General features: G+C 62.0%; 16 protein-coding genes. All 16 read right to left on the reverse strand.

Annotation, left to right across the window (positions count from 1 at the left end):
- Window positions 1-13: 13 nt before the first annotated feature.
- Window positions 14-1,741 carry an FAD-dependent oxidoreductase gene (locus tag ACA054_RS16345; RefSeq protein ID WP_497685162.1) on the reverse strand — a complete coding sequence of 576 codons (1,728 nt, stop codon included), beginning with the start codon at window positions 1,739-1,741 and terminating at the stop codon, window positions 14-16.
- Window positions 1,742-1,790: 49 nt separating this feature from the next.
- Window positions 1,791-2,702 carry a transporter gene (locus tag ACA054_RS16350; protein ID WP_497685163.1) on the reverse strand — a complete coding sequence of 304 codons (912 nt, stop codon included), beginning with the start codon at window positions 2,700-2,702 and terminating at the stop codon, window positions 1,791-1,793.
- A gap of 346 nt (window positions 2,703-3,048) precedes the next feature.
- Window positions 3,049-3,759, reverse strand: a complete 711-nt coding sequence (locus ACA054_RS16355; RefSeq protein ID WP_497685164.1) for an NAD(P)H-dependent oxidoreductase — start codon at window positions 3,757-3,759, stop codon at window positions 3,049-3,051.
- Window positions 3,760-3,768: 9 nt separating this feature from the next.
- A complete protein-coding gene (locus tag ACA054_RS16360; RefSeq protein ID WP_497685165.1) occupies window positions 3,769-5,415 on the reverse strand; it encodes an ABC transporter ATP-binding protein in 1,647 nt (548 codons plus the stop codon).
- A 2-nt stretch (window positions 5,416-5,417) separates the two neighbouring features.
- On the reverse strand, window positions 5,418-6,245 hold the full coding sequence (locus tag ACA054_RS16365; protein ID WP_497685166.1) for an ABC transporter permease: 828 nt from the start codon (window positions 6,243-6,245) through the stop codon (window positions 5,418-5,420).
- Between the two features lie 3 nt (window positions 6,246-6,248).
- A complete protein-coding gene (locus ACA054_RS16370; protein WP_497685167.1) occupies window positions 6,249-7,208 on the reverse strand; it encodes an ABC transporter permease in 960 nt (319 codons plus the stop codon).
- 168 nt (window positions 7,209-7,376) lie between these two features.
- Window positions 7,377-8,978 (reverse strand): ABC transporter substrate-binding protein, encoded by a 1,602-nt coding sequence (locus ACA054_RS16375; protein WP_497685168.1) that lies wholly within the window; start codon window positions 8,976-8,978, stop codon window positions 7,377-7,379.
- Window positions 8,979-9,076: 98 nt separating this feature from the next.
- Window positions 9,077-10,492 (reverse strand): aldehyde dehydrogenase family protein, encoded by a 1,416-nt coding sequence (locus tag ACA054_RS16380; protein ID WP_497685169.1) that lies wholly within the window; start codon window positions 10,490-10,492, stop codon window positions 9,077-9,079.
- The gene (locus tag ACA054_RS16385; protein WP_497685170.1) at window positions 10,485-11,675 is read right to left on the reverse strand and encodes a pyridoxal phosphate-dependent aminotransferase; all 1,191 of its coding nucleotides are present in this window, start codon (window positions 11,673-11,675) and stop codon (window positions 10,485-10,487) included. The genes ACA054_RS16380 and ACA054_RS16385 overlap by 8 nt, the downstream gene beginning before the upstream one ends.
- A 30-nt stretch (window positions 11,676-11,705) precedes the next feature.
- Window positions 11,706-13,313: a 5-guanidino-2-oxopentanoate decarboxylase gene (locus tag ACA054_RS16390; protein ID WP_497685171.1), complete on the reverse strand. Its 1,608-nt coding sequence runs from the start codon at window positions 13,311-13,313 to the stop codon at window positions 11,706-11,708.
- A gap of 10 nt (window positions 13,314-13,323) precedes the next feature.
- A complete protein-coding gene (locus ACA054_RS16395) occupies window positions 13,324-15,423 on the reverse strand; it encodes an acetate--CoA ligase family protein (protein ID WP_497685172.1) in 2,100 nt (699 codons plus the stop codon).
- An 18-nt stretch (window positions 15,424-15,441) separates the two neighbouring features.
- Window positions 15,442-16,602: an acyl-CoA dehydrogenase family protein gene (locus ACA054_RS16400; RefSeq protein WP_497685173.1), complete on the reverse strand. Its 1,161-nt coding sequence runs from the start codon at window positions 16,600-16,602 to the stop codon at window positions 15,442-15,444.
- Between the two features lie 68 nt (window positions 16,603-16,670).
- Window positions 16,671-17,462 (reverse strand): enoyl-CoA hydratase/isomerase family protein, encoded by a 792-nt coding sequence (locus ACA054_RS16405; protein WP_497685174.1) that lies wholly within the window; start codon window positions 17,460-17,462, stop codon window positions 16,671-16,673.
- A gap of 471 nt (window positions 17,463-17,933) precedes the next feature.
- Window positions 17,934-19,346, reverse strand: coding sequence for an amino acid permease (locus ACA054_RS16410; RefSeq protein WP_497685175.1), 1,413 nt, complete (start codon window positions 19,344-19,346; stop codon window positions 17,934-17,936).
- 208 nt (window positions 19,347-19,554) lie between these two features.
- Window positions 19,555-21,816: an ATP-binding protein gene (locus tag ACA054_RS16415; RefSeq protein WP_497685176.1), complete on the reverse strand. Its 2,262-nt coding sequence runs from the start codon at window positions 21,814-21,816 to the stop codon at window positions 19,555-19,557.
- The gene (locus ACA054_RS16420) at window positions 21,813-22,577 is read right to left on the reverse strand and encodes a substrate-binding periplasmic protein (RefSeq protein WP_497685177.1); all 765 of its coding nucleotides are present in this window, start codon (window positions 22,575-22,577) and stop codon (window positions 21,813-21,815) included. The genes ACA054_RS16415 and ACA054_RS16420 overlap by 4 nt, the downstream gene beginning before the upstream one ends.

Below are 22,577 nucleotides of genomic sequence, written 5' to 3' on the forward strand. Positions count from 1 at the left end.
CATGGGGCTTGATTCAGCTTCGGCTCGGTTCTTTGTGCGCCTGGTTCGCGGCGCGATAGGCAAAGGCGATGATCGGGCCAAGCGTCGAACCGCCGGCCCAATAGGCGCGACCGGATGCCGACGCCACGCAGTTGCCGACGCCGTACAGGCCCGGGATCGGTGCATCGGCGTTGTTCAATACCTGGCCGACGGAATTGGTTTTCGGGCCGCCCTTGGTGTCGAGGTTGCCGCCCGTGATCAACGCCGCGTAGTACGGACCTTTCGCTGCCAATGGGTACATCGTCAGGTTGCCGGTGCGGTCAGGTTTGACTGGGCCGGTGAACACGCCCTGGATCACCAGTTCGCCGCGATGGAAGTCCAGATCCTTGCCCTTCTTCGCCAACTCGTTAAAGCGCTTGAGCGTGGCTTTCAAGTTGAGATTGAAATCCGCGCCGAGCTTCATCCCGCCAATATCGGCGGCGTGTTTATCCAGCCGTTCGGCGATGTTCTTCGCCAGCTCTTCCAGGGTTTCTCCCTTGACCACATGGCGGTCGTTGCCGCCCTTGGGCACGATCGGCGAGCCGTATTCGTCGCTGCTGCAGAAGTCCTGGGCGCGCTGGTCCCAGATTGAGAACATCACCAGGTTCGGGTATTCGGCTTTATCGCCGTCCCACTGGAAGAAGGTCGGGACCAGTTCGTTGTAGACGGTTTTTTCGTTGACGACGCGCTTGCCGTACTTGTTCACCATCAACATCGAGTCGCCGTTCATGGTGAAGATGCCGGACATCGAACCGTCCTTGGCCAGGGCTTTTTCCAAGAGGATCGGGCACGACCACGCGTAGTTCATGTTGCGCAATTGCACACCCAGTTCACTGGAGATGCGGATGAAATCGCCCTCGTTGGTCAAGGCCGCGCAGCCACCGTAGACCGGGGCGTTGAGGAAGTTGCGACGCAGTTCCGGATCGTGGGTAAAACCACCCGTGGCGAAGATCACCGCTTTGCGCGCCTTGACCCGTTGCCGCGTGCCCTCTTCGGTTTCGACTTCGACACCGATCGCTTCGCCTGTGCCGTTGAGGATCACTTTCACCACGCGCTCGCCGGTACGGATCTGCACGCCGTCACGCTTGGCGGCGGCGGTCAGCGTACGAATCGCCACGCGACCGCCGTCCGACATGCTGGGCCGGGCGTCCTTGGGCACCAATACGCGACCTTTCTTGGCTTTGTCTTCGGACAACTCTGCCCAGTAGTCCGGCACGTCCGGGCAATGGCGATAAGGCAGTGCGTCGCGTTCGGCCAACAGTTCGGCAGCAGGCGAGGCGCTCTCGTAGATCGCTTCGCACATCTCGTATTCCCAATCCGACAGGCCGAGTTTGGGCAACGAGGCGTCGTAGGATTGCGGGCGTGTCAGACGGGCGACATAGCGCAGGTAGTCGGCTTTGTCATCGACGATGCCGGCGTCACGCATCGGCTTGTTGTTCGGTACCCAGTACCAGAACGCCGCTTTCGCTGCGGTGCCACCAGGGCTGCCGGCTTTTTCCAGGATGACCACGTCATTGCCCAGCCAACGGGAGAACAACGCGGTCGGCAAACCGCTGCCGCCACCGCCGACCACGACAATGTCGTGCTCTCTGTCGAAGGGCAGCTCGTCGCTGGCCATCGCACGTGCGGCCACACCCGACAAGGCGGCGACAGCCGTACCGGCGGCACCGGCCTTGATGAAGCTGCGACGTGACAGTGCAAGTTTCTGGTTTTCTTCGTTCACTTTTTATTCTCCGGAATGAGTAGCGGCGACGCAGGCAGGCGTCGGTGTTTCACCAGTAATGCCAGAGCTGCACAAACAAGCCGTCGGTGACGGTGGTGTTGCGCCCTTCCACGCCTTTGGAATAGTGGATGGATACCTGATCCCACATTTTCTGGGCGAACACCTTCTGCACGCCGGGCTTGAGCTGGAACAGCACGCCGGCGCCGAGCGCGGTTTCGTTGGATTCAGAGAATTCGATGTAATTGTTGTTGCGATCATCGGAGCCGAAGGTTTTCTGGTAATCGGCACTGACGAAGGGCGTGACCTGGTAGGTCGGGCGATCGACGATGTTGTAACCCAGGCGCAGGTTGGCGTGGCCTGTATTGCCAGGTTCAGTGTGGTGCGGGCCATCGCCACGAAGGATCGCGCCGACCAAGAGGTCGATGTTCACTTTGCCCAGCCATTCGTTGTAGAACAGCGAAGGCCACAAGGCGTAGGTGTCGCTGCTGACCGAGTCCGCACCGGTCGGCAGCTGCACATAGGCTTGTGCACCGATGGTGCGTAGCGGTGTCGGGTTGTACCAGACCAGGCCGCCGACCAACGGATCGCCAAGCCCGCTGACCCGCGTGCCGTTGCCGCGCACCGCGATCTCCGGGAGGGTGATACTGGCGATAAAGCCGGTATTGGGCAGACCGTCCATCTTCCAGTAGTGCAACAACGAAGTCAGGCCAACGTAAGTCTCGGTCTTGCTGCCGGCGACCTTGTTGCCGTGATCGTCGAAGCGTTTGCGGTCGTCGTTGTATTCAAACTCCTGACCGACCGAGTTGTAGGGCTCAGTGAAGTCCGAACTGAACTGAAAGCTTTGCGGCCTGTTACTGGCATAGGGGATGCCCGATGCTTGCGCCATCGCGGGAAACAAAATGCCAGCCCCCAGAACGGGAGCGAACAGGGTCGCAGCGCAACCCCATGCACGAATACTCATACCTGCCTTCCTTATTTTTATTAGGCGCCAATCCCCCGAAGGGGCGTAAGGCCGAAAGCAAGGTATGACGTCTTGATGAGCCCTGGCTGGGGCTCCACTGGATCGTTGGCGGATCCTGGTGTTCGGCGTGATGGAGGCTACAAGCCCGCCACTACACCAACAATTCCAATCTCGGCGACTTCAGTGTTTGCGTATTCAGAACAATGCTGCGGGGATTCGAACGCGCTGAAGATCAAACTGTAGGAGCGAGGCTTGCCCGCGAAGGCGTCAGGACAGTCGGCATCGATGTTGGATGTGCCGCCCTCATCGCGGGCAAGCCCGCTCCCACAGGGTTTTGGGGTGTCTATCAGGCGTTCGTAAGCAGCGGATAGAGCTGTTCGTCGAACTGCGACAGTTTCGGAAACACCAAGGGCTGGTCGTCGCTCAGGTGTTGCAATCGCTGACCGTAATCGACCAGAAATTGCTGCCGAGCCTCATCGCTGATGTACGGCACATGCCAGGCCACGAACGGTTCCAGCACGTCGAAGCCAACATACGCCAGCGTACCGCGCAAAATCGGCCGCAACATATCCTCCAACGGACCATGGATCGCGTCTTCGCCAAACATATGTTCGCGCCCGCCTAACGTCACTGTCACCAGAGCCTTCTTCCCGCTCAAGCCACCCTGATCGTAGAAACGCTTGCCGCCGTAGCAGATGCCCGACACCAGCACCCGGTCGATCCAGCCCTTGAGCATGGCCGGGGTGGAGAACCAGAAGATCGGGAAGTTGAGGATCAGCAGGTCGGCCCACAGCAGCTTGTCCAGTTCAGCCTGGATGTCCGCCGCCAGCGACTGGCTTTTCACGCCGAGGCGTTGTTCCAGCGCATAGACCAGGTACTCGGGATTCTCCCGCGACGAGAAGTCATCGGCGCTGGCCACCGGGTTCCAGTTCATCTGGTACAGGTCGCTGACCTGCACTTCGTGACCCTGGGCTTCAAGCGTCGCAACGGCCTGGTCGCGCAAGGCAGCGGTGAAGGATTGTGGCTCTGGATGAGCGTGGACGATCAGTACTTTCATGGGAATTCCTTAGACTTTTTCCAACATAGGGTTTGAATTCGGGGTAGCGCGGCTGGCCAGCAAGCGGTCGAGCCAGTCGGGGTCCATTTGTGGTTCGGAGGAAAACAGCAGTCCGGTGTAGTCCTGGTGCGGTGGCGTGAAAATAGCACTGCGCGAGCCATGATCCACCACCCTGCCCCGTTGCATCACCAGCACTTCGTCGGCGATCGCCCGCACGGTGGCGACGTCATGGGTGATGAACAGGTACGCGACGCCGAGCTGTTGTTGAATGCGGTTGAGCAACTTGAGCACGCCTTCGGCTACCAGTTGATCGAGGGCCGAGGTGACTTCGTCGCAGATGATCAGTTGCGGATCGGCGGCCAGTGCCCGGGCGATGCAGACCCGCTGTTTCTGGCCACCGGACAGCTCGCGGGGCTGACGCTCCATGAAGGTCGCAGGGTCCAGTTCGATCATCTCCAGCAGCTCGGCTACCCGAGCACGCATGGCCTTGCCCTTGAGTCCCAGATAGAACGTCAGCGGCCGGCCGATGATGTCGACGATGCGCTGGCGCGGGTTCAGCGCCGTATCGGGGATTTGGTAGATCATCTGCACGCGCCGCAGTTGCTCCTTGCTGCGCTGGCGAAAGTCCGCTGGCAGCGGTTTGCCGTCATACAGCACTTGCCCATGAGTCGGTGGCAACAAACCGGTGATCAGCCGCGCCGTGGAGCTTTTACCGCTGCCGGATTCGCCGATCACCGCCAGGGTCTGGCCGCGATACAATTTCAAGGAAACATCATGCAGCACCGGTTGCTGCCCGTAGCTGGCGCAGCTGTTGCGCAGTTCCAGCAGCGGTTTTTCCTGCTGCGGGCAGGGTTTGGGCTCGGTGCGGAAACTGCGCACCGCCCACAACGACTTGGTGTAGTCCTCCTGCGGATCGCCGAGCATCTTGCGGGTCTCGGCCTCCTCCACCAGTTTGCCGTGGCGCAGCACCATGATACGGTCGGCCATCTGCGCCACTACTGCCAGGTCGTGGCTGATGTAGATCGCCGCGCTGCCGTAAGTCTTCACCGCATCGCGAATCGCCGCCAGCACTTCGATCTGGGTGGTGACGTCCAGTGCGGTGGTCGGTTCGTCGAAGATGATCAGGTCCGGGTGGCAGGCCATCGCCATGGCGGTCATGACCCGTTGCAGCTGCCCGCCGGAGACCTGGTGCGGGTAACGCTGGCCGATCTGTTCGGGATTGGGCAAGCGCAGCACGCGATACAACTCCACAGCCTCGGCCATGGCTTGGGTTCTGCTCATGCCACCGTTCTTCACCGCTGTTTCCACGTGCTGATCGATCAAGCGATGGGCCGGGTTGAAGGAGGCGGCCGCACTCTGCGCGACGTAGGCGATGCGCAGGCCGCGCAACTTGCGCAAGGCTTCGGGCTTGGCCTTGAGCAGGTCGATGCCGTCGAAATGCACCGTGCCGCCGGTGATTTTGCAGCCGTCGCGGGTATAACCCATGGCGGACAAGCCCAAGGTCGATTTGCCCGCCCCGGATTCACCGATCAGCCCCAGCACCTCACCGCGTTGCAGGGTCAGGTCGATGCCCTTGATCAGCGGATGCCAGGCATCCTCGTAATGGCCTTCGATGTGCAGGTTGCGGATTTCCAGCAAAGGTTTGGATGTCGTCATGTTCAGCATTCCTTGAGGCCGCTGGATTTGTGCAGCATCCAGTCGACGACGAAATTGACGCTGACCGTGATCAAGGCCACGGCCAGGGCGGGCAGTAATGGACTGATGTCGCCGAAGGTGATCAGCACGGCGTTGTCGCGCACCATGCTGCCCCAGTCGGCGGTGGGCGGCTGGATGCCCAGGCCGAGGAACGACAGCGCACTGATGAACAGGAACACGAAGCAGAAACGCAGGCCGAATTCGGCAATCAGCGGCGCCGCTGCGTTGGGCAGTACTTCGCGGGTGACCAGCCAACCCAGGCCTTCACCGCGCAGGCGCGCGGCTTCGACGAAGTCCTGCACTACCACGTTCATTGCCACGGCGCGCGACAGACGAAACACCCGGGTCGCATCCAGCAGCGCGATCACCAGCACCAGCGACGTGGCCGTGGTGCCGACAACACTGAGAATCAGCAAGGCAAAGATCAATTGCGGAATGGCCATCAGGATGTCCACGACCCGCGACAGGCCCTGATCGATCGCACCGCCCTTGATCGCCGCAACCAGGCCGCAGGTCCCCCCGAGCAAGAACGCCAGAACCGTGGTCAGGAAGGCGATGCCCAGCGTGTTGCGCGCGCCATAGACCAGGCGGCTGAACATGTCGCGCCCCAGGTTATCGGTGCCCAACAGGAACTGCCCGCCCCACGGCGCGAAGCCCTCGCCCACCACCTGGGTCTCGCCAAACGGCGCCAGTACCGGGGCGAACAGCGCCACCAGAATGTACACAACGATCACCAGCAATCCGAACTTCGCACTCAGCGGCGCCCGGACCAATTGTTTAAGCAAGCTCATGGTCTACCCCTTTGGATGCATCAGGCGTGGGTTGCTGGCAATCGACAGCACGTCGGCACTGGTATTGAGCAGGATGTAGGTCGCGGCAAAGATCAGGCTGCAGGCCTGCACCACCGGGATGTCGCGCTTGGCTACAGAGTCCACCAGCAACTGGCCGAGGCCCGGATAGACAAACACCACTTCGACCACCACCACGCCGACCACCAGGTACGCCAGGTTCAGCGCCACCACGTTGACGATCGGCGCCAGCGCGTTGGGCAAAGCGTGACGGAAGATGATGCGCGACTGGCTGATGCCCTTGAGCCGGGCCATTTCAATGTACGGGCTGGCCAGCAGATTGATCAGCGAGGCGCGGGTCATGCGCATCATCTGCGCGATCACCACCAGGCTCAGGGTCGCCACCGGCAGCACCGAGCGTTCCAATACCTCACCCAGCGTGGCGTTCGGCGAGAGATTGGAAATGCTCGGGAACCAATTGAGCTTCACCGCGAACACCAGGATCAGGATGTAGGCGACGAAGAACTCTGGGAACGACACCGCACTCAGGGCCGAGGTGTTGAGCAGGCGGTCGAACCAGCTGTTGCGGTACAACGCCGCGAGCATGCCCAGCAACAACGCCAAAGGCACTGACACCAGTGCCGCCAATAGCGCCAGGCTGAAGGTGTTGCCCAGGCGGGTGCCGACCAGTTCGGCGATCGGCCGCTGGTTGGCCAGCGACACGCCAAGATCACCGTGCAGCAACTGCCAGATCCAGTGGCCGAAACGGGTCAGGGGTGGCAGGTCCAGGCCCAGTTGCGCGCGGTAGGCCGCCACGGTTTCCGGGGTGGCGGACTGGCCGAGCATGGCCTGGGCGATGTCGCCCGGGAGCAGGCCGACTGCGAGAAAAATGATGACTGATACCGCGAACAGCGAAAGCAGGCCTAAAGCCAGACGCTGCCCTAACAACTTGAAAATACTTCTCATCGCGCAGTTCCTTGAATTGGGCACGCTAGTGAAGACCACACACATAACCTGTGGGAGCGAGCCTGCTCGCGAAAGCGGTGTGTCAGTCACCATAAATGTGAGCTGACAGGGCCTCTTCGCGAGCAGGCTCGCTCCCACAGTTGATCTCCACCGTTCAGATTTTCCGGGTTATGCCTGCCACCAGCGCTCGATTACGCGCAAGCCGTCGAGTTCACCGTATGGCGCAGTCTGCCCGCCGTGAGCCACCCGGTTGGAACGCGCCGCTACGGAGCTGGCGAACAACGGCACGATCGCCCCGCCCTCGTCCCGGCACAGCGCCTGCATTTCGTTGTACATCTCGCGGCGCAGCGGATCGTTCATCTCGCCCCGGGCGGCATTGAGCAGCTTGTTAAACCTAGGGTTGTCCCAATGGGTTTCGTTCCAGGCCGCGCCTTTGGCGTAGCCGATGCTGAACATGCGGTCGGCGGTCAGGCTGCTGTACCAGAACGAGGTGGTGAAGGGTTGCTTCATCCAGACGTTGGAGAAGAAACCGTCGGCGGGCTCGCGCACCACGTCGATGTCGATCCCCGCCGCACGGGCCTGCTCCTTGAACAGCACCGAGGCATCCACTGCCCCGGTGTACGCCGCGTCGGAGGCCTGCAGCCGGACCTTGAGCGAGTCCAGGCCGGCCTTTTTCAGGTGAAAGCGCGACTTGTCCGGGTCGTAGGTGCGCTGCTCCAGCGCCGTGTTAATGAAGCGGCTGCCGGGCTGGATCGGGTGATCGTTGCCCACCAGGCCATAGCCGTACAGCACCGAAGCCAGCAGGGTTTCGCGATTGATCGCGTGCTTCATCGCCAGGCGCACGTCGTTGTTCTGGAACACCTGGCTGTCGGTGAGCATCGGGAAGGTGTAGTGCTGGGCGCCCTTGGTTTCTTCGATGACCAGGTTCGGGTTGCGCTTGAGCAGCGCCACGGTCTTCAGGTCGACCTTGTTGATCACGTCAACTTGCCCGGTGACCAGCGCGTTGATTCGCGCGGCGCCATCGCCAATCGCGACCAGCTCGGCGCCGGCGAAGTGCGCCCGTCCCACCTTCCAGTAATCAGGGCTGCGTTCCAGGGTCATGCGCACACCCGGCTCGAAGTCTTTGAGGCGATAACCGCCGGTGCCGACAGCCGCCTGCCAATCCGGCACACCGTCCTTGCTCGGCATGATCACCAGGTGGTAATCGGCGACCACGTAGGTGAAGTCGGCGTTGCCCGAATGCAGCTCGAACACCACGCTGTCGCTGCCGTTGGCGCTGACCTTGGCCACATCGCCCAACACGGTCTTGGCCGCTGAGCTGGATTTTTCCCCGAGGTGATGCTGGATCGAGGCGACCACATCGTCGGCGGTCAGGGTCTTGCCGTTGTGGAAGGTCACGCCTTGGCGCAGTTTGAAGGTCCAGACCCGTGCATCCGGGGTCGAGGTCCAACTTTCAGCCAGTTCGGGGATTGCCGTGCCGTCGACGGCAATTTCGGTCAGGGTGTTATAGATTGCCGAGAAACCGACAAAGGTGAAGGTATCGACCCAGGAACCGGGATCCTTCGAGTCGGTGGTGCTGGCGCCGGCCAGGCCCAAACGCAGTACGCCACCGGGTCTGGGCGTGGCTTCTGCAGCGAAGGCGCCAAACGGCAGGCCCATGGAGAATGCCCCGGCCACCGCTGCGGCGGTTGCGCTGTACTTCAAGAAGTCTCTACGCGGGAAACTGAATTCGTGGTTCGCTTGAGTAATCTTGTTTTTGTTATCGCTCATTGCATTGCCCCTGATCAAAAACTAATGGAATACCGGTTCAAAACCACGCAAGACACCGGGCCAGGGCCCGGTGCGCAAAACCTTTGAATCGCCAACAGTCACACCTGGATCGCCTTCACTTCGACGAATTCGTTAAGCCCCTCTTCCCCCCATTCACGTCCGTTACCGGATTGTTTGTAGCCGCCGAACGGCGCCTGATAGTTGAATGCCGCGCCATTGAGGAAGCATTGCCCGGCACGCAGTTGTCGGCCCAATTGCAAGGCACGCTCGGCACTGCCGGCCCAGACCCCGCTGGACAGGCCGAACGGCGAGTCGTTGGCGATCTGGATGGCTTGCGCCTCGTCGTCATAAGGGATCAGGCACAGCACCGGGCCGAAGATTTCTTCCTGGGCGATGCGCATGCGATTGTCGACGTCGGCGAACAGCGTCGGGCTGACGTAGTAGCCACGCTCAAAGTCCGACGCCGAGTCGCCGCCGCACAGCAGGCGGGCGCCTTCTTCCTGGCCGACCTTGATGTAATCGAGCACCGTGCGGCGTTGCCCGGCGGAGCACATCGGGCCGAGGAAACTTTGTGGATCGAGCGGATCACCCATGCGCAGGCTCAGGGTTTCCTCCAGCGCAATCTCCAGCGCCTCGGCGTAGCGGCTGGCTGGCAGCAGCATGCGGGTCAGCGCGGTGCAGGTCTGCCCGGAATTGATCATCACGTCCTGCACGCCGTAGCGCACGGCGGCGTCCAGATCGGCGTCTTCGGCAATCAACAGCGCCGACTTGCCACCCAGTTCCAGGCACACGCGTTTCACCGAAGGTGCAGCTGCTTGTGATACTCGAACGCCGGCGCCGGTGGAGCCGGTGAACGACACCATGTCCACGTCCGGGTGTTTGGCCAAGGCTTCGCCGACCTTGGAGCCCGGCCCGCTGACCAGATTGAAGACACCGGCCGGCAAGCCGATGTCCTCGATCATCTGCGCCAGCAGAAACGCGTGCAGCGGAGTTTCCTGACTCGGCTTGACCACCACCGTGCAACCAGCGGCCAGTGCCGGGGCGAGCTTGCCGATCAACTGGTGCAGCGGGTAATTCCACGGGTTGATGAAGGCACACACGCCCACCGCTTCGCGAATCACCAGCGAGTTGCCGACCTCACGCACTTCGTCCATATGGCCGGCGAGTTCGACGTATTGCTCAAGACCAATGATTGGCCCGTCCACTTGTACCGAACGGCACCATTGCACCGGCATGCCCAGTTCAGTGGTGATCACCGCGGCCATTTCATCGGCACGGGTCTTTAGTTGTTCCGCCAACGCGCGGATATAACCAGCACGGACGCTGGACGGTGTGCGCGACCATGGACCAAAGGCCCGGCGCGCCGCTGCAACGGCATGATCAACATCGCGTTCATCGCCCAACGGCACGCTGCCGGCCACTTCTTCGGTGGCCGGGTTGATCACCTCGGCGATGCCCTGCCCCGACGGGGTTTGCCAGCGGCCATCGATAAACAGTGCCTTGTGGTTAAGCATGTAGCTGAGCCTCCATCAGTTCGTGAGCACAACGGGCGATGCGCTGGCAGGCATCACGCAATGGCGCAGCCCCCACCACCAACCCGAGGCGAATGTGACCGGCAGCGCTTGGACCAAAAGCCTCACCGGCCAATACTGAAACGCCGTGGCGATCGAGCAAGCGGTCGGCGAACGCCTGGGCGCTGAGCCCGGTTTCGCGAATATCGACCATCACGAACATCCCGCCATCGGGCTTCAAGGCGCGCACGCCGGGGCAATCGGCCAGGCTCTCGCACACCAGGTCGCGGCGTTGGCGATAGGCTTCGCGCATGGCTTCCAGTTCCGGCAGGTTGCTTTCCAGCGCCACCACGGCGGCGTCCTGAATGAAGTCCGGCGAACCATAAAGCATGCACAGCGCGAGGTTTTCCAGGTGCGCGGACAGGGATGGCGGCGCCACCACCCAACCGACCCGCCAACCGGTCATGGCGTGGGATTTCGACAGGCTGTTGAGGGTCGCGGTGCGCTCGGCCATGCCGGGCAGACTCGCCGGGCTGACGTGTTCGCCTTCAAACAGCAGCTCGCTGTAGACCTCGTCGGAAATCAGCCACAGGTCGTGGGCGATGCACAGCTCCGCCAAGGCTTCCCAGGTGCTGCGCGGCAGGCTTGCGCCCGAAGGGTTGTGCGGACTGTTCAGCGCCAATGCACGGGTACGCGGGGTGATGCGGGCGGCGACGTCTTCAGGCAGCACACGGAAACCGTTTTCCGAACGCACCGGCACCGGAACTACCACCGCACCGCAGGCACCGAACACGGCTTCGTAGGTGACGTACATCGGTTCGGCGACGATCACTTCATCACCGGGATTGAGCACGCACTGGGCGACGCTGAACAGTGCGCATTGCGCGCCGGCCAGTACCGTGACCTCGTCCGCCGTCACCCACTGACCGCTGCGTTGCCGGTGGCGTTTGGCGATGGCCTCACGCAAGGCGCGTTTGCCGCGCACCTCAGCGTAGTGAGTGTTGCCGGACAACAAACTGTCGATGGCACCCTGCACAATGGGCTGCGGCGTATCGAAATCCGGATCGCCCACCGACAGCAACAGGATGTCTTTGCCCTGCTCCATCATGGCCAGTGCGCGGTAGTGAATATCCCAGGCGGCAGCGCCGTCACCGGCGATGCGTTGAGTCAGATCGGAAAAGCGCATGGTGCCGTCCCCCTTTTACAAAAGTGAAAATCAGTGCGCACAGGCATGCTTGAGTTCGATCAGGGTCACGCCGTTGCGCTTGAAGCCGTGGCGCAGGTCGGTTTGCAACTCGGCCAGGCTTTGCGGCTGAGTAACGGTGCAGCCGAATGCACGGCCAAGGGCGGCGAAATCCGGGTTGCGTGGCAGTACACCGATCGGCTCGATGTCCAGGCCGAGCATGTCGTCGCGGATCTGCCCCAGGGCATCGTTGTTCCACAGCAGCACCACCAGCGGGCTGTCCAGTTCCTCGACCGCCGTCGCCAGTTCCTGCGCGGTGTAGAGGAAACCGCCGTCGCCGACCAGCACCAGGCCTGGCCGTTGCGGCGCGCCGAACTTGGCGCCGATCCCGGCCGGCAGGCCATAACCCAGGGTGCCGTAACCGGTCGGGTGCAACCAGCTGCGTGGTGCCAGTGAGTTGAAGGCGTAGTTGCCGGTGTAGGCCAGTTGGGTCATGTCGGTGCTGATGAAGGCGTCGGTCGGCAGTTCGGCGGCAATGCGCTGCAGAATCGCCTGATGGATCGACTGCAACGGGCCATGGCCGGCCTGTATTGCTTCACGCAGTGCTGCAACCTTGGCAATGGCTGCGCCGGCGTCCCGTACATCGGGTGACAGGCGCTCCAGCAAGGCGGCCAGCGTCTGTTGCGCATCGCCGTGCAACGCTACGGCGCACGGATAGAAGTCGTTGAACTTGCGTGGATCGATATCCACTCGCAGCAGCTCGGCATTGAGCGGCAGGCGTTCGCGCCAGAAATCGGTGTCGGCCATTTCTGTGCCGACCGCCAGCACCACATCCGCTTCGGCGATCAGGTTCCAGCCCGGTTCCACGCACAGCGATGAACCGGCATTCAGTGGCGCGTCCGGTGGCAGCAGGCCTTTACCGGCGACGCTGGTGAACAGCGGCGCGGCCAGTCGGGTGCTGAGTTCCTGCAACTGCGACGCGGCATTCAAGGCACCGCCGCCGGCGATGATCATTGGCCGTTTGGCGCCCTGCAGTTTGGCGACCGCTTCGTCCAACATCGTGGCGGCCGGCGTGCCGCGGCCCGGACGACGCACGACTTCGTTGCTCCAGTCACGTGCGATCGGCGCCGACAATACGTCCAATGGCACCGAAATGTGCACCGGGCGCGGACGCTCGCTGTCGAACACCGCATAAGCACGAGCGATCAGCTCCGGCAGGTCTTCGGCAGTCAGGGCCACCGCCGAGAACGCGGTGATCGGCGCGGTCATGGCGCGCTGATCCTGACACTCGTGCAGGATGCCCCAGCCCTTGCCAAGGCTGGCCGTGTGGTTAACGCTGGAAATCACCAGCATCGGAATCGAATCGGCATAGGCCTGGCCGATGCCGGTGGCGGCGTTGGTCACACCCGGGCCGGTAATAACGAAGCACACCCCGGGTTTGCCGCTGACCCGGGCATAGCCGTCGGCCATGAAACTGGCGCCTTGTTCGTGGCGGGTTAGCACGTGCCGAATGCCGCTGCCGGGCAGGCCGCGATACAGCTCAAGGGTGTGTACGCCGGGAATGCCGAACACGGTATCGACGCCGTAGTTGGCCAGCAGGCGCACCAGCGCCTGGCCACCGGTCAAGGTTTTGTTTTGCATGTTCAGGTCCTCACGCATGAGCGATGCGAATCAACGCATCGACTGCGGTCGTGCCTTGGGCGCCGACCAACAATGGGTTCACATCGAGTTCGAGCAACTGCGCGGCGTTTTCGCAGGCGTAATCGGCCACGGCGCGAATCGCCGACACCAATGCGTCCAGGTCCGCCACCTCGCGTCCGCGAAAACCTTGCAGCAACGCGGCGCTGCGCAGGCTCAGCAAGGCCTGGCGGATCGCGCCGTCGGTGGTCGGCAGCAACAGGCTGCGACTGTCCTTGAGCAACTCCACCAGAATGCCGCCAGCGCCAATCACCAGTGCCAGGCCGAAATCGTTTTCGCGCTTGATGCCGACGATCAGCTCCGCCAATGGCGGTGTAGCCATCGGTTCCAGCAACAGTTGATCGAACGGCACGCCCGGCGCGTACGCGGCGATGTTCGCGCGCATTTTTTCCAGAGCAGCGGTCAGTGCTGCGCCGTCCTTGAGGTTCAGTGCCACGGCACCGGCTTCAGTCTTGTGCGGCAGTTGGGCGCTGACGGCTTTGAGTACCAGCGGATAACCCAGTGCTTCGGCATCCTTCAACGCATTGTCGGGGGTGCTCAGTTTGCCGTTGGGGGTTGGCAGGCCAAACGCACGCAACGCCTGCTTGGAATCCCATTCGTTGAGCAACTGGCCTTCGCCTTCCAGCGCTTGCGGACACAGCGGTACCAAGGCCGATTCGCCCAGCGCCAGCAACGCCTGACGGTTGCGCTGATACCCGGCGATGCGTCCCCAGGCAGCCAGCCCGTCTTCAACACCCTGCAATGCCGCAACACCTTGAGCATGCAGCTGCTCACGGGCGTGGGCCGGCAACAGTTCCGGGAACGCCGAAGTGACGAAACCGGTCTTGCTGTGACGGACCAGCGCTTTGCAGTACAGGTCCAGCAGCAGGTCGCACTCCTTGCGCTCACCGGTAAACTCCGCTGGATAGTCGAGCACCAGCATCGCCGCATCAGCTTCAGTGCGCAGGGCACTGTCGAGCATGCGGTTCAAGGCTTCGCCGTCGCCCCAGATGGCGGTGGTGAAATCCAGCGGGTTGACCAGGTTGGCGTAGCTCGGCAGCACCTGCGCCAGTTCCGCGGTTTGACCGGCATCGAGTTTCGGCAAACTCAGCTCGTTGCGTTCGGCGTAGTCGGCGATCAAGCCGGCGTCGCCGCCCGAGCAGGCCAGCGCGATCAGGCTGTCGCCCGCCGGCAGGTTGCCGCAGGCCGCCGCTTTCAGGGTTTCGACGAAGCTCACCGGGCCGCTGACGCGGATCACCCCGAGGCGATCGAACAGCGCGTCGTACAGCGCATCGGAACCGGACAACGAACTGGTGTGACTGAGGGCCAGTTCGGCACCGATCTGCGACACGCCGGTTTTCAGCGCAATGATCGGAATGCCCTTCTCCAGCGCCTTGTGCGCGGCGCGGGCGAATCCCGGGACGTTCTTCAGGCCTTCGAGGTGCAGGCCGATGGCGGTGACACGTGGCTCGTCGAGCAGTACGTCCATCAGTTCGGCCACCCCCAGTTGCGCCTGATTGCCGACCGAGGCCATGTAGGCCACCGGCAGCGAGCGGTCGCTCATGGACAGGTTGTAGGCGAAGTTACCGCTCTGGGTCAGCACCGCGACGCCCTTCTCCACCGCTTTGCCGCCATGGGCCACCGGCCACAGCGCGCTGCTGTGCAGGTAGTCGAGCAGGCCGTAGCAGTTGGGGCCGAGCAAGGCCATGTCGCCCGCGGCTTCGAGCAGTTGCTGTTGCAGGGCCTGGCCTTCGGCGCCGGTTTCGGCGAAACCCGAGGCGTAGCAGATCGCGCCGCCGGTGCCGATGGCGGCAAGTGTAGCGACGCAAGTCAGGGTCAGATCGCGGTTGGTCGCGATGAACACCGCGTCCGGCCCGCATGGCAGGTCGGCAATGTTGCGCACGCAAGGCACGCCTTCAAGGCTGTCGTGCTGCGGGTTGACCAGCCACATTTGCCCTGGGTAGCCGCCCTCGGCGCAGCGCTTGAGGGCGCGGGCCATGCTGCGGCCACCGACGAACGCCACGTGGCGCGGCGCTAGCATGCGTTTGAGATTGTCACGAATCGTTTGCGACATGGGAGTTCTCCGGGCGGATCAGCGCAGCAGCGGCCGCAGCAGTTCGCGGGAAATGATGTGGCGCTGGATTTCCGAGGTGCCTTCCCAGATCCGTTCGATCCGGGCGTTACGCCAGATACGCTCCACCGGACCTTCGTTCATCAGGCCCATGCCGCCGAAAATCTGCACCGCCTCATCAGCCGCGCGACCCAGCACTTCGCTTGCAAACAGCTTGGCCATGCCGGCCTCGCCGTCGGTCATGGTGCCCTGGTCCATTTTCCACGCGGTGTGCAGGGTCAGCAGTTCGGCGGCGCGGATTTGCGTGGCCATGTCGGCCAGCTTGAACGACACCCCTTGATAGGTGCCGATCGGCTGGCCGAATTGCTTGCGATCGGCTGCCCATTGCAGCGAAACGTCCAGCGCCCGTTGCGCCTGACCGACGCAGTTAGCGGCGACCATTACCCGGCCAGCGGTCAGCCAGGCGTTGGCGACTTCCCAGCCCTTGCCGACTTCGCCCAGCACTTTATTGGCCGGCACCCGGCAGTCGTCGAAGAACATTTCGAAGGTGTGATAACCACGGTTGCTTACGCACTTCGGTCCACGGCGAATGGTCATGCCGGGAGTGTTGCGGTCGACCAGGAACGAGGTCACGGCGTTACGTTGGCGGCCGTTGTGTTCGTAGGTGTCGGTCACTGCGAAGACGATGGCGAAATCGGCGTGGCCGGCGTGGCTAATGAAGTGCTTGCTGCCATTGAGGACAAAGTCGTCACCGTCACGCACGGCGCGAGTCTTGATCGCGTTGGCATCGGAACCGGCGCCCGGCTCGGTCAGCGCGAAGCAGTCGATTTTCTCACCCTGGATGCATGGCAACAGGTAGTCGTTGATTTGCTCGCCCTTGCAGGCCATGAGGATCTTCGATGGCCGCGCAACGAAGACGTGCAGTGCCCACGAAACTTTGGACAGCTCACGCTCGATCAGCGCCTGGGACAGGTAATCCAGACCGCCACCACCTACCTCTTCCGGCATGTTGAAGGCGTAGAAACCGGCGGCGATGGCCTTGCCGCGGATCTGTGCTGCCAGCTCCGGGGAGACTTCGTCGGCAGCATCGACTTCATCTTCATAAGGCAGCAGTTCCTTGGTGACGAAGCTGCGTACCGAGTCCACCAACATTTCTTGTTCTTGGGTCAGTTGGAAATTCATGGTGCTACCTGTTGTTCGTTAACTGCGAAATGGGCGAGATGCTAAAAGCTTCGCTGGCAAGCCAGCTCCTACCGACCGATGAAGCGTGCCGGGCGTTTTTCCACGGCGGCGCGCAGGGCTTCGTTGCCGTCTTCGCTGCGACCGCACAACAGGCCGGCGGCCAGTTCCGCTTGCAGTTGTTCGGGCAGGCTGCGGTCGGCGCCCTCACGCATGAGTTTTTTGGTCTGGGCGAAGGCAAAGGTCGGCCCGGCGGCCAGGCGTGCAGCGAGTTCTTGGGTAACGGTCACCAGTTGATCGTCGGCGCAGACGTCGCCGACCAGGCCGGCATCAAGCGCACGGTCGGCGCCCCACAATTCGTCGAAGAACAACAGGCGTTTGGCTTGCTCGGTGCCGATCAGCCGTGGCAGGTGCCAACTGGCGCCTGCGTCTGGCGAATAGGCCATGCTGGTGTAGCCGGCCTTGAACCGTGCCGATTGCCCGGCGATGCGCAGGTCGCAGCACAGGGTCAGGTCCATCCCCGCACCGACGGCAGTGCCGTTGATGGCGGCGATGGTCGGTTTATCCAGGCTGTGCAGGCGAGTCATCAGGGCGTGGGCGGTTTCGGTCCAGCCGTAGGTTTCCAGTGCGCCACGCGCTTCGGCTTCGGCCCATTCAGCCAGGTCGGCACCGGCGCAAAAGCTGCGACCGCTGCCGGTCAACACCACCACGCGTACCGCAGGATCGGCGTTGAAGGCGTCGAGCAAAGCGTGCAGGTTTTTCAGGGTCGGGATGTCCAGCGCATTGCGCTGGGCCGTGCGATTGAGGGTGATCCAGGCAACGCCAGCTTCGACCTGACTGAGCAGAGAATCGTGAGTAGTCATGCGAGTCCTCGAATTATTGTGATTGGTCTGAGGTGATGCGACTTGAGGCCATACTAAACGAGTGTTCAGTAAGGCGGCAATTGCTGGTGAAATAAGCTGTAACAGGCTTATAAAGTGCGTAACTAACTGTTTTCTATAGTTTATTTGTCCATATTCGGGAATTGGCGACTGGCGCTGTTACAACTTCGAACAACTACCAACAGACGGTTTCGGGCAACGCATCCCCCTGTAGGAGCGAGCCTGCTCGCGATGGACGCAAACGAAAACGTGGGATGCCTGAATGCCCGCGGTGCTCGGACCTCCATCGCGAGCATTCGAGCGTCGACCGGCTGCTCCTACAGAGAGGCCAGAAACAACTGTGGGAGCGAGCTTGCTCGCGATGAGGGAGTCACATTCAACATCTCTGTTGACTGAACCACCGCCATCGCGAGCAAGCTCGCTCCCACAGGGGGGATGTGTTGAATCAGGGAGCTATGCGCTCGGCAAGCTTGGCGCCAGCACACCCTCACGCTTGCGATGAATCAGGAAGTACGCGCCATAACACAGCGCAATAAATCCAAAGCCCCAATACAGCGATGGTCGCTGGGTTTCATCCAGTGCCAGGAACACGAACAGCGAGCAGCACAGTGTGATGCACATCAGCGGCAACACCGGGAACCATGGGGCGCGGTATTTGAGGTCGCTGAGTTTGCCGCCGTCGCGCAGGTAGGCCTTGCGGAACTTGTATTGCGCCAAGGCGATGACAATCCAGGTCACAGTGCCAGACATCCCGCTCACCGCCATCAACACCATGAACAAGGTGTCGGCGGCGATGAAGCTGGTCATCAGCGACACCAGGGCGAAACACAAGGTGATGCTCAACGCGCGCAACGGCACGCCACGCTTGCTCAACGGCGCCAGGCTTTTGGGCGCCATGCCGGTTTTCGACATGGCCCACAGGATGCGCGTCGAGGCGTACAGGCCGGAGTTGCCCACCGACAGGATCGCCGTGAGGATCACGAAGTTCATCAGGTCGGCGGCATAGGGAATGCCGACCATGTCGAACACCTGCACGAACGGGCTTTCCATCAGCCCCGCCTGCTGCCACGGCACGATGGCCGACAGTACGATGATTGCCAGTACGTAGAAGATCAACACGCGAAACACTACGTTGCGCACGGCCCGGGGAATGCTTTTTTCCGGCTGATCGGTTTCGCCCGCCGCCACACCCATGATCTCGCAGCCCTGGAAGGCGTAGACCACGGTCATCATCACCGCGAACACCGCGGACATGCCGTTGGGGAACAAGGAGTCGCCAATCAGATTGGTCATCATCGGCGCCGGTGCGCCGCTGGTGAGCGGGATTGCGCCGAAGATCACCAGCACACCCACTACGATGAACCCAAGAATCGCCGCGACCTTGATCCCGGAGAACCAGTACTCCGCCTCACCGAAGGCACGGGTCGCCAGGGCGTTAAGGCCGAACAGCACCACCACGAACAGCGCCGACCAATACCAGATCGGCACCTCCGGGAACCAGCGCGTCATCAGCATGCCGGCAGCGGTGAATTCCAGGCCGACGGTGGTGGCCCAACTCATCCAGTACACCCAGCCGATCATGAAGCCGGTGGCCGGGCCGATGAATTTGGTCGCGTGGGTCTGGAACGAGCCGGACACCGGCATCTGCACTGACAGTTCGCCGAGGCAGACCATCACCAGGTACATCAGGAAACCGGCGACCAGATAGGCCAGGATCGCTCCCACCGGCCCGCCCTGGTTGATGGTCACTCCGGAACCCATGAACAGTCCGGTGCCGATCACGCCGCCCAGGGACAGCATGAAAATGTGCCGGCTTTTCAGGGCACGGGTCAACTGGATGCCTTTACGGTCGATGTTTTCGCTCATGTCGGCACCTCAGCAGTCAGAGAGGTGCGCAGCACCTGACAGGACGTCATGGTGCAAGACGGGATCAGCTTTACGGCAATTCATTATTATTATCTCCAATAAGCTTCGAAGACCGCGCTGCGGCGGTTGCGTCGATTATTGGAAAGCCATGTAAGGTCGCGTTGTACGTAAAGATCGAAGTTGTAGAAAGTCGTAACAATATTGTACGTCAGCTCTGCAACAGGCCTTTGAGGGTGTGCAACGAACGTTGCAGCTGCGCTTCAACGGCGGGCACCAGCGATCGGATCGCTGATTCGTCATTGGCAAGCGCCGCTACTTCCAGCGTCCGTAATACCGCAGCCAATGCACGAAACCCCAGGGAATCGCTGCTGCCGGCCAAGCGGTGCGCCAGTTGTGCAACTTCGGTGCAATCGTCGGCCTCGATGGCTTCGCTCAGTGCCTCACGGTGTTGCAGGACCGAATCGCGCAGCACGGCCAGCAGGCCCTGTACTTTCTGTTCGCCGAGCAACGTGCGATGGGTTTGCAGCAACGGCCAGTCCATCGCTTCGTCGTCTGCCTCAGGCTGGGCGGTCGTTGCCTGCCCCGCCAACACCTGTCGCAGGTTTTCCAGTTTCAATGGCTTGGCCAGGATGCCGTCCATACCGGCATCCAGATAACCGCGCACCAGCGACGGCTGCACGCTGGCGGTCAGGGCAAAGATGCGCGTGTGACGGTTCGGTCCGTCGTTGCTGCGGATCTGTCTGCACAACTGGACACCACTCATCCCCGGCAGATGCACATCCAGCAACATCAAATCGAAGCTGCGTGCAGCGCATTGCACCCATGCCTGTTCAGCATCAATGGCCAGCCAGACTCGATGCCCGTCCCGCTGCAGCAGGCCCTCGGCCACTTCGCGGTTGAGCGTCACGTCCTCGACCACCAGGATGTCCAGCGCCGGGCCCGCCGCATGAGTGGGCGTCGGGGCAACGGCTTCAATGGCCGACTGCAACGTCAACTCGAACCAGAAGCAACTGCCGCGCCCGACTTCGCTGCTGACGCCGATGCAGCCGCCCATCTTCTCCACCAGATGCTTACAGATGGCCAGGCCCAATCCCGTGCCGCCATAACGCTGCGCGACTTCTTCGCTGGCCTGGGTGAAACGTTCGAAGATCTTCGCCTGCATCGCCGGGGCAATTCCAATGCCGTTGTCGGTGACACTCACCCGCAGACGTTGCCCGTCCTGATCTTGCGCCTGCGCGAGCAACGCCACTTCGACACTGACGTCACCGCCTTCAGTGAACTTGATTGCGTTGGCCAACAAGTTACTCAACACCTGGCGCAAGTATTGCTCGGCGCCGTGGTGATGGCCGGCCACCCGTTGATCGACCCGGCAATGGAGGATCGTGTCGTTGTCCAGCGCCTTGGGTTCCAGCAGCGTGAGGACTTCGTCGAGCAACTGGCGAATGGAGAAATTCACCGGCTCAGGGAGGCTGGTACCCTCCTCCAGCTTGGCGAAATACAGCACTTCATTGAGGATGGTCAGCAGCCCCTCGCCAGCCTTGTGCAACGCATCCAGACGTTTACTGTCCTGCGGGGCCAGACTGGCACCGCGGAGCAATTCGGCCATGCCCAGGATGCCGTTGAGCGGTGTGCGCAGTTCGTGGCTCATGGTCGCCAGAAACCGCGATTTGGCGAGGTTGGCCGCTTCGGCTTCGTCCTTGGCGCGCATCAGGCTGGCCGTGCGGCGCTCGACCCTGCGCAGCAATTCGTCGCGGTTGTCCTGCAGGGCCAGGCGGTCGGTTTCCCGGCGGTCGATGTCACTGAGGATCGCCCTGCGCATGTCGTCGAGGGCATGGGCCACGGTGTCGATTTCGTCGTTCTGCGCGCTGCGCCGCTTGTCCAGGCGCAGCGGCTCGTGCCATTGCCCGGCGGCAATGCGCCGGGCAAATTCGGCCATGACTTTCAGGTGGCGGGTCACCAGCCGATAGAACAGACCCGACAGCGCTACCGCCAGACCGCAGAAAAACATCGCCATCCACAACAGGTTGGTCAAGCCGGTGGCATACAGGCGTTGATACACCGCCCCCAGATCGGTGCTGACTTCCAGTTCGCCGAGATGACGCAACGGGCCGGATGGCGGCTGGTAATCCAGGGCAAAACGCTCGATGCGCAACGGCCCTGCAGGCGTGGGATTGCCTTGCACCAGATCGAAATCAGGACCGGTCAAATGCACCCTGGCGACGTCGGAGAAGTCCACCAGACCACGCAACTGCACGTTCAACTGTTCCTGGTTCAGATCCCAGAGACTGCGCTCGAGACTGGCCAGGTAACCGGCGCGGATCAACTCCATGCGCGAGTCGATCTCACGCATTTCCCGGCGATACTCGATGTACAGCTGCACGCTGCTGGCAAGCACGGTAAAACACAGGCTGAACAGCAGAATGAACCACAGCAGGCGCCGCAACAGTCCACCGGGACGAGCGCGAATCATGGCGCATTCGCCGGCAGGTTGATCATGTCGCGGTAGGTGACTTCGCTTTCATTGAGAAGGCGCTCGACATCACCGGCATCCACCATGCGCTGCAACTGCGCATCAATCTGCGGCATGTGTGCGGACAACGGCGAACGGCGGGAAACGGCGACCCGCAAAAAGTCCACGCTCAGGGCCTTGGGCAAGGCGACGATGTCTTGCGCGCCAGGCAGGTTTTCCACGTATAGCTCGCCGGTGCGGCGCTCCTGGGTGATGAAATCTATACGCCCGCGAATCAGCTTGCCGAAGTTCTGGCGGCTATCGGAGACCCATTCGATGTTGTTGTTCTGCGCGACCATGCGATCGAACGCCACGCCGTAGCTTTCACCGAACAGTAAGCCGCCACGGTAATGGGCCAGATCCTGCAGTTGTTCGAACTTCACCGGATGCCGACGGTTGATGAACAACGCTACCTCTTCGCGCAGCACAGGTACCGTGGAAAACAGCATGCTCTGTTCCCGTTGCGCAGTGCTGTAGGCCAGCACCACATCGACCCGGCCTTCGGCAGCGTCCAGCAGACAGCGTTTCCAGTTACCCAACACCACGATCTCGACCTCGTAGCCGAGCTGGCCGAACAACTGCTTGACCACGCTCGGTGCCAGGCCACGCACCTGTTTGCCGTCGCTCCAGGAAATCGGCGGGTAGACCGGGTAATCGCAATAGCGGATCTTGTCCGCTGCCTGCACGCTACCGGCCAACAACATCAGCAGCGCCCAGAGCAT

Source organism: Pseudomonas sp. LBUM1653, from assembly GCF_059716115.1.